At 55.3% G+C, this 13029-nt stretch carries 14 protein-coding genes and 1 tRNA gene; 10 read left to right on the top strand and 5 right to left on the bottom strand.

The window, feature by feature from the left end; all coding sequences use genetic code 11:
* Positions 1-75: 75 nt before the first annotated feature.
* Both ACYZT5_RS19050 and ACYZT5_RS19045 read right to left on the bottom strand, forming a co-directional pair.
* Positions 76-300, bottom strand: a complete 225-nt coding sequence (locus ACYZT5_RS19050; RefSeq protein ID WP_462046911.1) for a DUF7683 domain-containing protein — start codon at positions 298-300, stop codon at positions 76-78.
* 353 nt (positions 301-653) lie between these two features.
* Positions 654-965 (bottom strand): DUF3077 domain-containing protein, encoded by a 312-nt coding sequence (locus ACYZT5_RS19045; protein WP_462046910.1) that lies wholly within the window; start codon positions 963-965, stop codon positions 654-656.
* A 36-nt stretch (positions 966-1001) separates the two neighbouring features.
* Between ACYZT5_RS19045 and ACYZT5_RS19040 the strand changes: the two genes are divergently transcribed.
* The 3 genes from ACYZT5_RS19040 (at position 1002) to ACYZT5_RS19030 (ending at position 3570) form a co-directional block, all read left to right on the top strand.
* Positions 1002-1478 (top strand): hypothetical protein, encoded by a 477-nt coding sequence (locus ACYZT5_RS19040; protein ID WP_462046909.1) that lies wholly within the window; start codon positions 1002-1004, stop codon positions 1476-1478.
* A 338-nt stretch (positions 1479-1816) separates the two neighbouring features.
* Complete coding sequence (locus ACYZT5_RS19035; RefSeq protein WP_462046908.1) at positions 1817-2884, top strand: colicin-like pore-forming protein; 1068 nt, start codon at positions 1817-1819, stop codon at positions 2882-2884.
* A gap of 125 nt (positions 2885-3009) precedes the next feature.
* Positions 3010-3570: a hypothetical protein gene (locus ACYZT5_RS19030; protein ID WP_462046907.1), complete on the top strand. Its 561-nt coding sequence runs from the start codon at positions 3010-3012 to the stop codon at positions 3568-3570.
* Between the two features lie 112 nt (positions 3571-3682).
* On the opposite strand, the gene ACYZT5_RS19025 is transcribed toward ACYZT5_RS19030, so the two are convergent.
* Complete coding sequence (locus ACYZT5_RS19025; protein ID WP_462046906.1) at positions 3683-4012, bottom strand: hypothetical protein; 330 nt, start codon at positions 4010-4012, stop codon at positions 3683-3685.
* Positions 4013-4162: 150 nt separating this feature from the next.
* Positions 4163-4247: transfer RNA gene (locus tag ACYZT5_RS19020), tRNA-Leu, on the bottom strand.
* Positions 4248-4354: 107 nt separating this feature from the next.
* Between ACYZT5_RS19020 and queA the strand changes: the two genes are divergently transcribed.
* The 7 genes from queA to ACYZT5_RS18985 all read left to right on the top strand — a co-directional run bounded on the left by queA (position 4355) and on the right by ACYZT5_RS18985 (position 11894).
* The gene (queA, locus tag ACYZT5_RS19015; RefSeq protein WP_462046905.1) at positions 4355-5404 is read left to right on the top strand and encodes a tRNA preQ1(34) S-adenosylmethionine ribosyltransferase-isomerase QueA; all 1050 of its coding nucleotides are present in this window, start codon (positions 4355-4357) and stop codon (positions 5402-5404) included.
* 14 nt (positions 5405-5418) lie between these two features.
* A complete protein-coding gene (tgt, locus tag ACYZT5_RS19010) occupies positions 5419-6534 on the top strand; it encodes a tRNA guanosine(34) transglycosylase Tgt (RefSeq protein WP_462052283.1) in 1116 nt (371 codons plus the stop codon).
* A gap of 43 nt (positions 6535-6577) precedes the next feature.
* Entirely contained in the window at positions 6578-6913 is a 336-nt protein-coding gene (gene yajC / locus ACYZT5_RS19005; protein WP_008147715.1) for a preprotein translocase subunit YajC, read from the top strand.
* A 63-nt stretch (positions 6914-6976) separates the two neighbouring features.
* Positions 6977-8845 carry a protein translocase subunit SecD gene (gene secD, locus ACYZT5_RS19000; RefSeq protein ID WP_462046904.1) on the top strand — a complete coding sequence of 623 codons (1869 nt, stop codon included), beginning with the start codon at positions 6977-6979 and terminating at the stop codon, positions 8843-8845.
* Positions 8846-8854: 9 nt separating this feature from the next.
* Positions 8855-9769, top strand: a complete 915-nt coding sequence (secF, locus tag ACYZT5_RS18995; RefSeq protein ID WP_462046903.1) for a protein translocase subunit SecF — start codon at positions 8855-8857, stop codon at positions 9767-9769.
* Between the two features lie 119 nt (positions 9770-9888).
* Positions 9889-10437, top strand: a complete 549-nt coding sequence (locus ACYZT5_RS18990; protein WP_462046902.1) for a glycine zipper 2TM domain-containing protein — start codon at positions 9889-9891, stop codon at positions 10435-10437.
* 125 nt (positions 10438-10562) lie between these two features.
* Complete coding sequence (locus ACYZT5_RS18985; RefSeq protein ID WP_462046901.1) at positions 10563-11894, top strand: IS4 family transposase; 1332 nt, start codon at positions 10563-10565, stop codon at positions 11892-11894.
* Between the two features lie 231 nt (positions 11895-12125).
* On the opposite strand, the gene suhB is transcribed toward ACYZT5_RS18985, so the two are convergent.
* Positions 12126-12941, bottom strand: coding sequence for a type III secretion system regulator SuhB (gene suhB / locus ACYZT5_RS18980; protein WP_008147729.1), 816 nt, complete (start codon positions 12939-12941; stop codon positions 12126-12128).
* Between the last annotated feature and the right edge of the window lie 88 nt (positions 12942-13029).

Here is a 13029-nt window from a genome sequence, read left to right as displayed (position 1 = left end):
AGTCTAGATGAGCGTGGCACGGGGCGTTCACTCACTGGCCTAATGCCCTGCGGGCCTGTCGATGCCTGATATATATCAAGCATTACAGGTAATAAAAAGCATCAGATCCGTGGGCAATTCTACGGAGCAGAGCTGTTCTATCGCGTTGATTTGTTCCGCTGTAAGCCAATAGTCATATACGCAGTCATCGTCCTTCGCCCACCCCATGATCGGCTTGAAATCCTCGACAGAAACCGGGATTTCCTTTTCATAGGAAGCGAAATCCTCGCCTTCAGAAACTCCCCTAATCACATGCCTCATGGCTCTACTTTCCTTGTCGAGTCTGCTGGTTTGTTCCGAATTCCAGTTTCGTAGTCGAACTCTCAGCATCTGCCCTGAGCAGACCATCGAAAGCCCCAAATACCCGAGACCAACCCCAAATCCCCATCAACACACAAAACCCCTGTGGGAGCGGGCTTGCCCGCGAAAGCGCCAGATCAGCCACCACAAAAAGTTGAACTGAAACACAAACCCATGTAGGAGCGAGCCCGCTCGCGAAAAACGCAAGCCAACCACCATCACGCTGAATACCCGCCATCCTCGCAAGCAAGCCCACCCCTACAACTGCCATACGTAGCGTCGAACGCCAGACAGAGTCCGGCCTTTTTTACCCGCTACCCCTCAGCCATCCCCTCCGCCCGCTTGGACGCCAACTCATTATCCCGATCCCGCGTCAGCACCTTCACCGCATCATCCACCACCGCCTTACTCATCGCCGTCAAATAATGCGCGGCCCAGGCGTGGCGGTCGGTGTCACTGGCGTAAGCAGCATCTTCGGTAAGCTTCTTGGCGAGGAACAGAAAATCAGAAGCCATGGCTAACGCATTACCGAGGGGAACGCCGCAAGTGACATGGAACAGCGGTTTATTCGCGCAGTAGATGGCAGGTGTAAGGCCGACGGTTGTGAGTTCGGGTTGGTCGGTCATTTGCCACCTCCGATGACGGAGAGGCGGTGGGAGAGGGTGGATGTTGATGTGCTATGCGATTGGGAATTGCGTAGAGGGAAAAGCCAAATTTCGTACGGATTGATGCTGCGCATTATCAGACTCCTTGATATGGGAGCTGCCACATTCGTTTCCACACGAATGGGTGACAGCTGTGCGCAGGGTGGAAAACCGGGAATCAAGGAAACCGGCACGCCCGAAGACGTCCCACGCACAGCCGCCATAACTCACGCCGCAGGCATAAAAAAAGCGCCGGCAGACGTGATGGGGGCGCTGTTGCGCCTTGAATTACACGGATTTCCACACCCGGTCGCTGATTTGGCAGCGACGGTGCGAGAGTATCGTGGGGCACCTGTTCCTGCAACAAGTGAAGATGAGCAACATTCCCTAACGAAGATCTGTGACGCAAGGCCATGTTCACACCTATGCTTTTTTTGCAGCTGTTTCAAAAAAGAAAATATGACCGTGATTGTTACATTCATTGCTTGCTCGTGACGTTCTAAGCGATGTCAGCAGGCGGTCTGAAGATGGCCTGTTTAAGACTTTGAATCAGGATCGATTCAGAAGGGCTGTCTGTTCCACAAACCATGGAGAAAATAAATGCCACAAGGAAATATCACCCTTCCACCTATCGTTGTAACTCCTGATCTGCCACTGCCCAAGCCCCCGGGGCCCCTTCCCGGTAGTGGTGTGATTGGCAAACCATTGCCGTGGGACGGTAAATTTGCAAGCGGTATCGAAATCGATATGTTCTTCAGTCAGAAGGGCATTAGGTTTAACGATCGATATACGATATACGATATACGATATCCGTAATAGTAACTGTCACAACAATGCAACGAAATATCGAACAATCCTACGCCGCTTATTTATCACAATTACCCGCCGACATTGACACGGAAATTGTAGATGCAGTCGGTCCTCATTCCCCCTACAGGCTGGAAAACCTCAAAGCAGAAAAATTTGTTGTGGACAGTCTGATCATGAAGAACAACGCACAAATGTCTGAGAGCAATGCCGCTGCCAATGCCTTTTTTGGTAGGGATGTGCTGGCGGTAGAAGTCAAAAAAAGTGCGGTAGATTTTGTGAACATATTTCAGAATCGCGGTGTTTCCGGCACGGCTCTCGGTATTTACAGAGCCTGGGAGGTATCCGCTATGGCCGCTTACAGAGCAAAAATACTGGCGGAAAAAATTCGAATTCTCACGGAGAAATCTTCAGTTCTCACGCAGGCCGTCGCCACTGCTCAAGCGGAAGAGGACGCACGCCAGGCTGTGGAGGCTGAAGCCATTAGGTTGGCAGATGAGGCTGCTCGCGTTTCAGCAGAGCAGGCCGCCTATAAAGCGGCAGTGACATTCCTCTCCGACGTCAATAAAGATATTTTGAGCAAGTACGGCGAACACATGAGCAAGGTCGCCCTTGGTCTGCAGGAGAATATTTCGGGGAAGAAGGTGCGAAGCTATGCCGAAGCCATGCAAACGTTCGAGAAGGTGCGGATAAATCCCAACGCCAAGCTTAATAAGCAAGACGCGCAAGCTGTGGCGAGCGCGCTCAAGGCTCTTGATCAAGCCTCAATGGCCGACAATTTCACACGATTGGGCAAGGTTTTCGGTTTAGTAGGCAAAGCTGTCCAGATCAACACCGTTCGTGAGCAGGCTATCGTCGGTGTGGAGACCGGCGACTGGAAGCCCCTCGGTCTTGAGCTGGAGAGCATAGCTGTTGGCTTGGGAGCCGGGGCAGTGCTTGCTGGAGTCATGGTGCTGATCATGCCGGTGTTTGTCGGGTCTGCAGCCGGGTTAGTCACGGTGGCAGTATTAATGGCTCTGGCAGGCGCTTATTTTGATGCAAAAAAGGTTGATGAGATCAATACCGCTGTCCTCAATACACTCCCCCAGCAGTAATCGAACAAGCTTGTTACGATAAAATGGCCCGGTGCTTCGTTGCATCGGGCTTAATGCCAAAAGCATTCACATCGCAAAGTCTACAAAGTTTTTTTCGATTCGCACCTAAAGACAGGGCAGCTTCAATGAAAAAAAAAGTTACTCAAGTTATCCCCATTCCTTATTTGCTGATCTTATTTAGCCTTCTACCTTTATTTTTGCTAACCAATCTTCTGCCTGCGCATGCCGATGCGGGGATTTATTTGCGTGTCGATAATTTTTTAAATCAATATCTATTTGGAACGGTAGGGTTCTGGTCTTCGCTTTTTCCGTTTAGTTCAAGATTGAGTACTAGCTATGTAAGTCTATTTGGTCCGGTTTTCGCTGTAATTGCCATCTATATGGCTCGCGCTAAACTAGTTATAGATCCAGATCAATATAAAAATTTGACGCTAAAAAAGTATTTATTTGCATTGTTGGTGTTGGCGATGTTGCTGGCGATGTTTATCTCAATTAATTATTTTGAAGCAGTAGACTTAGCCGGGCATAATCATAAATTTCGCATTTTTGGGCAGAGTACCTTTATGTATTCGATATTCGCTTCGGCCATGTTTTTGAGTTTCTATGTGATTGCATTATATGGGTATGTCGCGTGCTATTACATTCCTCGTTTATTGATACAGCGCTGGAGGAATTGCAACGTCTGAAGGGGCCGCCTTCCTCATCAGGGAACAGGGGGAAGATTGAACATTTATTTACATATGACGACAAGAATCAGTACGTCAATCAGGCATACCTATTTTCAGTAGTTCCCTTTATTCACTGAATGTCTTTCAGATAATCCTTGAGCGCGATGAGCGGGTAATCTAGCTGTTCCATCGTCTGCGCAGCACTGAAATCTGCCGCCAACCTGTGCAGCTCGCGGCCCAGGACTGTATCAACACCACCTATGGCATTCAGCGCCAAACCCAGACACTCATCCACTTTCAACTGGATCGTCTCGACATCGCCCTTGCGCACCAACAACCCAAAAACCTCCCGCTCATAATCCCCCATCACCAAATCATCCCGCAGAATCGGACTCGACCCCTCCGTCTCATAAGCCAGCTTGAGACAGAACAGAGCAACAGTTTCCAGCAGCAGTTCCATGGGATGAATCCTTGTGAATTGTCGTACCAATCGAGAACGTGGAGATCAAAAGATCGCCAGTTCAAGCCGGCTCCTACAGATCGGTGGGGTGTCAGGTGCTTTTCTGCGGGCGAAAAAAAAGGCCTTGCAAAGCAAGACCTTTCTTAATTTTGGTGCCCCGAGGGAGACTCGAACTCCCACTCCTTTCGAAAACGGATTTTGAATCCGCCGCGTCTACCAATTCCGCCATCAGGGCTCAATGGCGGCGAAGTATAGAGATGAGATAACCGTCGGTCAATCAGGTACATGGAGAATTTTTGATATTTCCGCTAGACTTCCCGGCCCTGCTAGACGAACCCCATCATGCGCGTTGCTGACTTTACCTTCGAGCTCCCTGATTCGCTGATTGCTCGCCATCCTTTGGCCGAGCGTCGCAATAGTCGCCTGTTGACCCTGGATGGGGTCAGCGGCGCCCTGGCACACCGTCAATTCACTGATTTGCTTGAGCATTTGCGCCCGGGCGATTTGATGGTGTTCAACAATACCCGGGTGATTCCGGCGCGGCTGTTTGGCCAGAAGGCTTCCGGCGGCAAGCTGGAAATCCTGGTGGAGCGGGTGCTCGACAGTCATCGCGTGCTGGCCCATGTGCGGTCCAGCAAGTCGCCGAAGCCGGGTTCGAAGATTCTTATCGACGGTGGTGGCGAAGCTGAAATGCTCGCGCGTCATGACGCGTTGTTTGAGTTGGGCTTCACCGAAGAGGTGTTGCCGCTGCTCGATCGCGTCGGGCACATGCCGTTGCCTCCTTATATAGACCGCCCGGATGAAGGCTCGGACCGCGAGCGTTATCAGACGGTCTACGCCGAGCGATTGGGTGCGGTTGCGGCGCCGACGGCGGGGCTGCATTTCGATCAGCCGCTGATGGAGGCGATTGCCGCCAAGGGCGTCGAGACGGCGTTCGTGACGTTGCACGTCGGCGCTGGCACCTTCCAGCCGGTGCGCGTCGAGAAGATCGAAGACCACCACATGCACAGTGAGTGGCTGGAAGTCAGTCAGGACGTGGTCGATGCCGTCGAAGCCTGTCGCGCGCGCGGTGGGCGCGTGATCGCCGTGGGGACGACCAGTGTGCGTTCCCTGGAAAGTGCCGCACGCGATGGCGTGCTCAAGCCGTTCAGTGGCGACACCGACATCTTTATCTACCCGGGCCGCCCGTTTCATGTGGTCGATGCCCTGGTCACCAACTTTCATTTGCCCGAATCCACGCTGTTGATGCTGGTTTCGGCGTTCGCCGGTTATCCCGAAGCCATGGCCGCTTATAAAGCCGCCGTCGAGCATGAATACCGCTTTTTCAGCTACGGTGATGCGATGTTTATCACCCGTAATCCCGCGCCACGTGGCCCAGAGGAAACAGAATGAGTCGCACCAGTCGTATGTCTTTCGAGCTACTTGCCACCGACGGCAAGGCTCGTCGCGGTCGTTTGACCTTCCCGCGCGGTACCGTCGAGACCCCGGCGTTCATGCCGGTGGGCACGTACGGCACGGTCAAGGGCATGCTGCCGCGGGATATCACTGCCACTGGCGCGGAAATCATTCTGGGTAACACCTTCCACCTGTGGCTGCGTCCTGGCACTGAAGTGATCAAGAAGCACGGCGACCTGCACGATTTCATGCAGTGGAAAGGCCCGATTCTTACAGACTCCGGCGGTTTTCAGGTGTTCAGCCTGGGCGCCATGCGCAAGATCAAGGAAGAGGGCGTGACCTTCGCTTCTCCGGTTGATGGCGCCAAGGTGTTCATGGGCCCGGAAGAGTCGATGCAGGTCCAGCGTGATCTGGGCTCGGACATCGTGATGATCTTTGACGAATGCACGCCTTACCCGGCCGACGAAGACGTCGCGCGGGTGTCCATGGAGCTGTCGTTGCGTTGGGCCAAGCGTTCGAAAGAAGCCCATGGCGACAACACGGCGGCGCTGTTCGGTATCGTTCAGGGTGGCATGCACCAGGATTTGCGCATGCGTTCGCTGGAAGGTCTCGACAAGATCGGCTTCGACGGCCTGGCCATCGGCGGTCTGTCGGTGGGCGAGCCGAAACACGAGATGATCAAGGTGCTCGACTACCTGCCAGGTCAGATGCCGGCTGACAAACCTCGTTACCTTATGGGCGTTGGCAAACCGGAAGATCTGGTTGAGGGTGTGCGCCGCGGTGTGGACATGTTCGATTGCGTGATGCCAACCCGTAATGCCCGCAATGGGCATCTGTTCATTGATACCGGCGTGCTGAAGATCCGTAACGCGTTCCATCGCCATGATGATTCGCCGCTGGATCCGACCTGCGATTGCTACACCTGCCAGAACTTCTCCCGTGCTTATCTGCACCATCTGGACAAGTGCGGCGAAATGCTGGGTAGCATGTTGAATACCATCCACAATTTGCGCCATTACCAGGTGCTTATGGCTGGTTTGCGCGAGGCTATTCAACAGGGTACATTGGCCGCCTTTGTCGATGCCTTCTACGCCAAACGCGGGCTTGCTGTTCCGCCTTTGGACTGAGTTTTCTGACCCCAAGATTCAACATTTGCAACTGGAGTGCTAAATGAGCTTTTTTATCTCTAATGCCATGGCTGACGCTGCTGCACCTGCGGCAGGCCCAATGGGTGGTGGTTTTGAGTGGATTTTCCTGGTCGGTTTCCTGGTCATCTTCTACCTGATGATCTGGCGTCCACAGGCCAAGCGCGCCAAAGAGCAGAAGAACCTGCTGAGCAGCCTGCAAAAAGGCGACGAAGTTGTGACCACCGGTGGTATCGCCGGCAAGATCACTAAAGTGGCAGACGATTTTGTTGTTCTGGAAGTTTCCGACACCATCGAAATGAAGTTCCAGAAAGGCGCCATCGCCGCCACGCTGCCAAAAGGCACGCTGAAAGCGATCTAAGTTTCAACTTCTACTCAATCGACGGGGCGCGCAAGGCGCCCCGCGTCATAAGCGGGCGGCGTGATGCTGAACAAATACCCTCTGTGGAAATACATTCTGATCCTGGCGGTGCTAGCGGTCGGTCTGATTTATTCCGCTCCCAATCTATATCCTGATGACCCGGCCATTCAGGTCAGTGGTGCAAGCACTGCGCTGCAAGTGACTCAGGCTGATCTGGATCGTGTGGGCACAGCGCTCAAGGAATCCGGGATCAACATCAAGGCTGCCACCCTGTCTGCGAACGGCAAGGGCGGTCTGATTCGTCTGACCAAGGCTGAAGACCAGCTGCCTGCCAAGGATGTCGTGCGCAAGGCATTGGGTGATGACTACGTCGTTGCACTGAACCTGGCACAAACCACACCGCAATGGCTGCGCAGCCTTGGCGCGCACCCGATGAAGCTGGGTCTGGACTTGTCCGGTGGTGTGCACTTCCTGCTGGAAGTGGACATGGACAAAGCCCTCGACGCACGCTTGAAAGTCTACGAAGGCGACGTCAAGAGCCTGTTGCGTAAAGAGAAGCTGCGCTATCGCAGCCTGCCGCAACTGGGCGGTGCCATTCAGCTGGGCTTCACTGATGAAGCAGCCCGCGAACAGGCCCGTGCGCTAATCCGCAAGAGCTTCAACGATTTCGACATTGTTCCGGCCGACCTCAATGGCCAACCGGTGCTGCGTCTGGCGATGACCCCGGCCAAGCTGGCGGAAATCCGTGAATACTCCATCAAGCAGAACTTGACCACGGTACGTAACCGCGTCAACGAGCTGGGTGTTGCCGAACCCATCGTTCAGCGTCAGGGCGCCAACCGCATCGTGGTTGAGCTGCCGGGCGTGCAGGACACCGCAGAAGCCAAGCGTATCCTCGGCAAGACGGCCAACCTTGAGTTCCGTCTGGCTGCTGAGCCTGGCGCTTCGAAAGCGACTTCCGAAACCTTCGAATTCCGTGAAGGCAATCGTCCGCCGGCACAGATCGAGCGTGGCTTGATCATCACCGGTGACCAGGTGACTGACGCCAAGGCTGGCTTCGGCGAACACGGCACGCCAGAAGTGAACATCCGTCTGGATGGCCACGGTGGCGAGCTGATGAGTCGTGCGACTCGCAGCAACGTCGGTCGCAGCATGGCGGTGATCTTCATCGAGCAGCGTCCGATCACCACTTACACCAAGCAAGTGGTCAACGGCGTCGAGAAAGACGTGCCGGTTCAGACGTTCAAGGAAGAGAAGAAGATCATCAGCCTGGCGACCATCCAGTCGCCTCTGGGTGCTCAGTTCCGTATCACTGGCCTGAACGGCCAGGGCGAGTCGTCCGAACTGGCGCTGCTGCTGCGTGCCGGTGGTCTAGCTGCACCGATGTACTTCGCTGAAGAGCGCACCATTGGCCCGAGCCTGGGTGCCGACAACATCACCAAAGGTATTGATGCATCGCTGTGGGGCATGCTGTTTGTTTCGCTGTTCATCATGGCCATCTACCGCTTCTTCGGCATCATCGCTACCGTCGCGCTGACGGTGAACATGGTGATGCTGCTGGCCCTGATGTCACTGCTGGGTGCAACGCTGACCCTGCCGGGTATCGCCGGTATCGTATTGACCATGGGTATGGCGGTCGACGCCAACGTTCTGATCTTCTCGCGGATACGTGAAGAGATCGCGGCGGGCATGACCGTGCAGCGGGCAATTAACGAAGGCTTCGGCCGGGCATTTACCGCGATTCTCGACGCCAACCTGACAACTCTGTTGGTCGGCGGGATTCTCTTTGCGATGGGCACAGGTCCAGTCAAAGGTTTCGCAGTGACTATGTCCCTCGGGATCTTTACCTCGATGTTCACGGCCATCATGGTGACCCGCGCGATGGTCAACCTGATCTTCGGCGGTCGTGACTTCAAGAAGTTGTGGATTTAAGGGGCTGCCATGTTACGTACAATCAACTTCATGGGCGTTCGCAACTTTGCGTTCGGCGTCACATTGTTCCTTACTGCGCTGGCATTGTTCAGCGTCGCCACCAAGGGCATGAACTGGGGCCTGGACTTCACCGGCGGTACGCTCATCGAGCTGACCTACGAGCGTCCGGCCGATGTCACCAAGGTGCGTGAGCAGCTGGCCACTTCGGGTTATCACGAGGCAATCGTGCAAAGCTTCGGTGCAACCACCGATCTGCTGGTGCGCATGCCGGGTGAAGATCCGCAGCTGGGCCATCAAGTGGCAGAAGCGCTGCAGAAAGTCGGTGGCGACAACCCGGCCGTGGTCAAGCGCGTCGAGTTCGTTGGCCCTCAGGTGGGTGAAGAGCTGCGCGACCAGGGCGGCCTCGGCATGCTGATGGCGCTCGGCGGTATTCTGATCTACCTGGCTTTCCGCTTTCAGTGGAAGTTTGCGATCGGTGCCATTGTCTCGCTGATCCACGACGTGATCGTGACCATCGGTATCCTGTCGTTCTTCCAGATCACCTTCGACCTGACGGTGCTGGCGGCGGTGCTGGCGATTATCGGTTACTCGCTCAACGACACCATCGTGGTATTCGACCGGGTTCGTGAGAACTTCCGTGTCCTGCGCAAGGCCAGCCTGATCGAGAACATCAACATCTCGACCACGCAAACCCTGCTGCGGACCATGGCGACGTCGATCTCCACCTTGCTGGCGATCGCGGCCCTGTTGTTCTTCGGTGGCGACAATCTGTTCGGCTTCTCCATCGCGCTGTTCATCGGTGTTCTAGCGGGTACTTACTCGTCGATCTACATCGCCAACGTCGTGCTGATCTGGCTGAACCTGAGCACCGAGGATCTGATTCCTGCAGTGGCTACCGATAAGGAAGTCGACGACCGCCCATAACGGCTATCGTTTTCCAGTTGTCTGCCAAAAAAGGCGCGAGTTGAACTCGCGCCTTTTTTTATGCTCCAAGGCTGGGAGAAGCGCGGGTATGTCCCGCATGTGATGGTCAGGAGGTTCATGTGAACAAGTCGTTGCTGGTTGGTGCGGTATTGGGTGCTGTCGGTGTGACTGCCGGGGGTGCTGTTGCCACCTACAACCTGGTTAAAAGCGGCCCTGAGTATGCGCAAGTTCTAGCCGTTGAACCGGTCAAGACACAGATCAAGACGCCACGTGAAGTGTGCAAGGATGTCGCAGTAACCCGGCAAGCGCCGGTGAAAGATCAACACCAGATCGCCGGTACCGTATTGGGTGCAGTGGCGGGTGGTTTGCTCGGTAATCAGATCGGTGGTGGCACCGGCAAGAAGATTGCCACCGTTGCAGGTGCGGTCGGCGGCGGTTATGCCGGCAACAAGGTGCAGGAAGGCATGCAGAATCGTGATACCTACACCACGACTCAAACTCGCTGCAATACGGTGAATGACATCAGCGACAAAGTCGTCGGCTATGACGTTCGTTATTCGCTGGATGGCAAGGAAGGCAAAGTGCGGATGGATCGCGATCCGGGTAACCAGATTCCGGTCGACAAGGAAGGTAAGTTGATCCTGTCGCAGAACGAACCGGCTCAATGAGTAGCTGAAATTCAGATTCAAAAAGAAGCACCCTGCGGGGTAATGCCGATCAGTTAAGCCCTTTCGCTTGACCTTTGGCCGCAAGAAATCAAAATCCGATGCCTGTACTGGCATCGGATTTTTTTATGCGTCTCGCTCGGGCACTGGAACTGACCCACACCATCGTCTCCACTCCAAACTCAATCGAGGGATTGGACTCCTTGCTCGACCCTTCTTTGGTCGAGCAAGCACTTGAACAGGCAGGCGTAGCGACCCTGCGCAAGCGGCGCTTGCCGTTGGAAATGATGCTTTGGTGCGTGATCTCCATGGCGTTCTTTCGGCGCATGTCGGCGTGGGATGTGGTCAGCCGCATGAATATCATGCTGCCGGGCCAGCGCCCGCTGGTGGCACCCAGCGCCGTGGTTCAAGCCCGTCAGAGATTGGGCCGCGAGGCTGTACGACAAGTCTTCCATCTGACTCAGAAAAGTTGGCATGAAGCGGCCTCTCATCCAACTTGGGCCGGTTTACGTTTACTGGGGGTCGATGGCGTTGTCTGGCGAACGCCCGATACGCTGGAAAACCGTGCGCGTTACGACTCCGCCAGCAACCAGCATGGCGACACCGGTTTTCCTCAGGTACGCATGGTCTGCCAAATGGAGTTGACCAGCCATTTGCTCATCGGCAGTGCGTTTGACGGCTATCGCAGCAACGAGATGAAACTGGCGGAGCAGTTGATCGAAACCACCCCTGATCACTCGCTGACGCTGTTTGATCGTGGTTTTTATTCGTTAGGTTTACTGCATCAATGGCAGCAGGCAGGGATCGAGCGTCACTGGCTGATGCCGCTGAAAAAAGGCTCGCAGTACGAAGTGCTTCAGCGTTTGGGGCGCCAGGATGCGGTTGTCTCATTAAGCACTTCGCCGCAGGCCCGCAAGCAATGGCCGGGGCTGCCGGAGCGCCTGACCGCGCGGCTCCTGAGCAAAACGGTCAAGGGCAAGGTGTGTCAGATCCTGACGTCGATGGCCGATCCGCTGCGCTTTCCGCCCGACGAAATCGTCGACCTGTACAGCCAGCGATGGGAGATCGAATTAGGATTTCGGGAGATGAAACAGACTTTGCTCAACAGCAGTTACACGCTGCGCAGCAAGACGCCGGAGATGATCGAGCAGGAGCTGTGGGGAGTACTGCTGGGCTACAACTTGTTGCGCTATCAGATGGTGGAAATGAGTCGTCACTGTCCAGGAATTTACCCATGCGAAATGAGCTTTAGCGCGTGCACCTGGGCGATTCTCGGGTTTATCAACAGCGTCTCCGCCGACCGTTCCGGGAACATCCCCAAGTACCTGGCCGAGCTTCATGCCTCAGCCATGCATTACGTCCTGCCTCATCGGCGGGAGGAACGCATTTATCCTCGGGCTATTAGGCTCAAATCCCCGAAGTATCCGATCAAAAATAAAAATGCCAGTCAGCTTAACTGACTGGCATTAACCCTGCGGGGTGCTTTTTTTGTGCCCGGGATCTATGCGCCACCACCAATCCCCTGTGGGAGCGAGCCTGCTCGCGAAAGCGTCGTCACATCCAGCAATGGTAGTGGCTGATACACCGCTTTCGCGAGCAGGCTCGCTCCCACAGTTGATCGGTGGTGGTGTTGAACTCAAATTTCAGACATAAAAAAGCACCCCGAAGGGTGCTTTTTTGTGGCCGGGCGCTTAGCGCTTCAGCGAGGCTGGCAGGTGTGGCTGGATGGCCGTCAATACTGCTTTGAAGCACTTGGTGTTACCGGCAACGACGTGGCCTTTCTCAAGGAAATCGTGACCGCCGGTGAAGTCACTCACCAGGCCGCCTGCTTCCTGGATCAGCAGGGCGCCTGCAGCCATGTCCCACTCGGACAGGCCCGACTCCCAAAAGGCGTCGAAACGGCCAGCAGCCACGTAGGCCAGGTCCAGGCTCGCCGAGCCAGCGCGGCGGATGCCGGCAGTCTGGCCCACCAGGGCGCGGAACATGCCCAGGTAGTTGTCGAGGTTGTCCATTTGGTCATCGCGGAACGGGAAGCCGGTACCCAGCAGGGCGCCGTCCAGGCTGGTGCGGCCGCTGACGCGCAGACGACGACCGTTCAGTTGAGCGCCACGACCACGGCTGGCGGTGAATTCTTCCTGGCGAACCGGGTCCAGAACAACAGCGTGTTCCAGGCGACCGCGGTATTTGCAGGCGATGCTGACAGCGAAGTGAGGAATGCCGCGCAGGAAGTTGGTGGTGCCGTCCAGCGGATCGATGATCCACAGGTATTCTTCGCCTTCGCCGCTACCAGGGTGCATGCCGGTTTCTTCGCCGAGAATGCCGTGGGTAGGGTAGGCCTTGCGCAGCGCGTCGATGATTTTCTGTTCGGCGGCGCGATCCACCTCGGATACGTAATCCTTGGCGTCTTTTTCGTCGACCTTGATGGTATCCAGGCGCTCGATGGAGCGGAAGATCAATTCACTGGCGCTGCGGGCGGCGCGCAGCGCGATATTCAGCATGGGCTGCATGGATGTGTCACCTAAGGTTGTTAAAGAAAGCCGGGCATTCTATCAGAAAGTTTCTACAGGTGAAGGTCAGTGTTCGCTTTCATAGCTT

It is taken from the genome of Pseudomonas sp. LB3P14 (assembly GCF_054898045.1).
The sequence above is the reverse complement of the archived record's forward strand: the minus strand, read 5'-3'. Positions and strand labels throughout refer to the sequence as shown.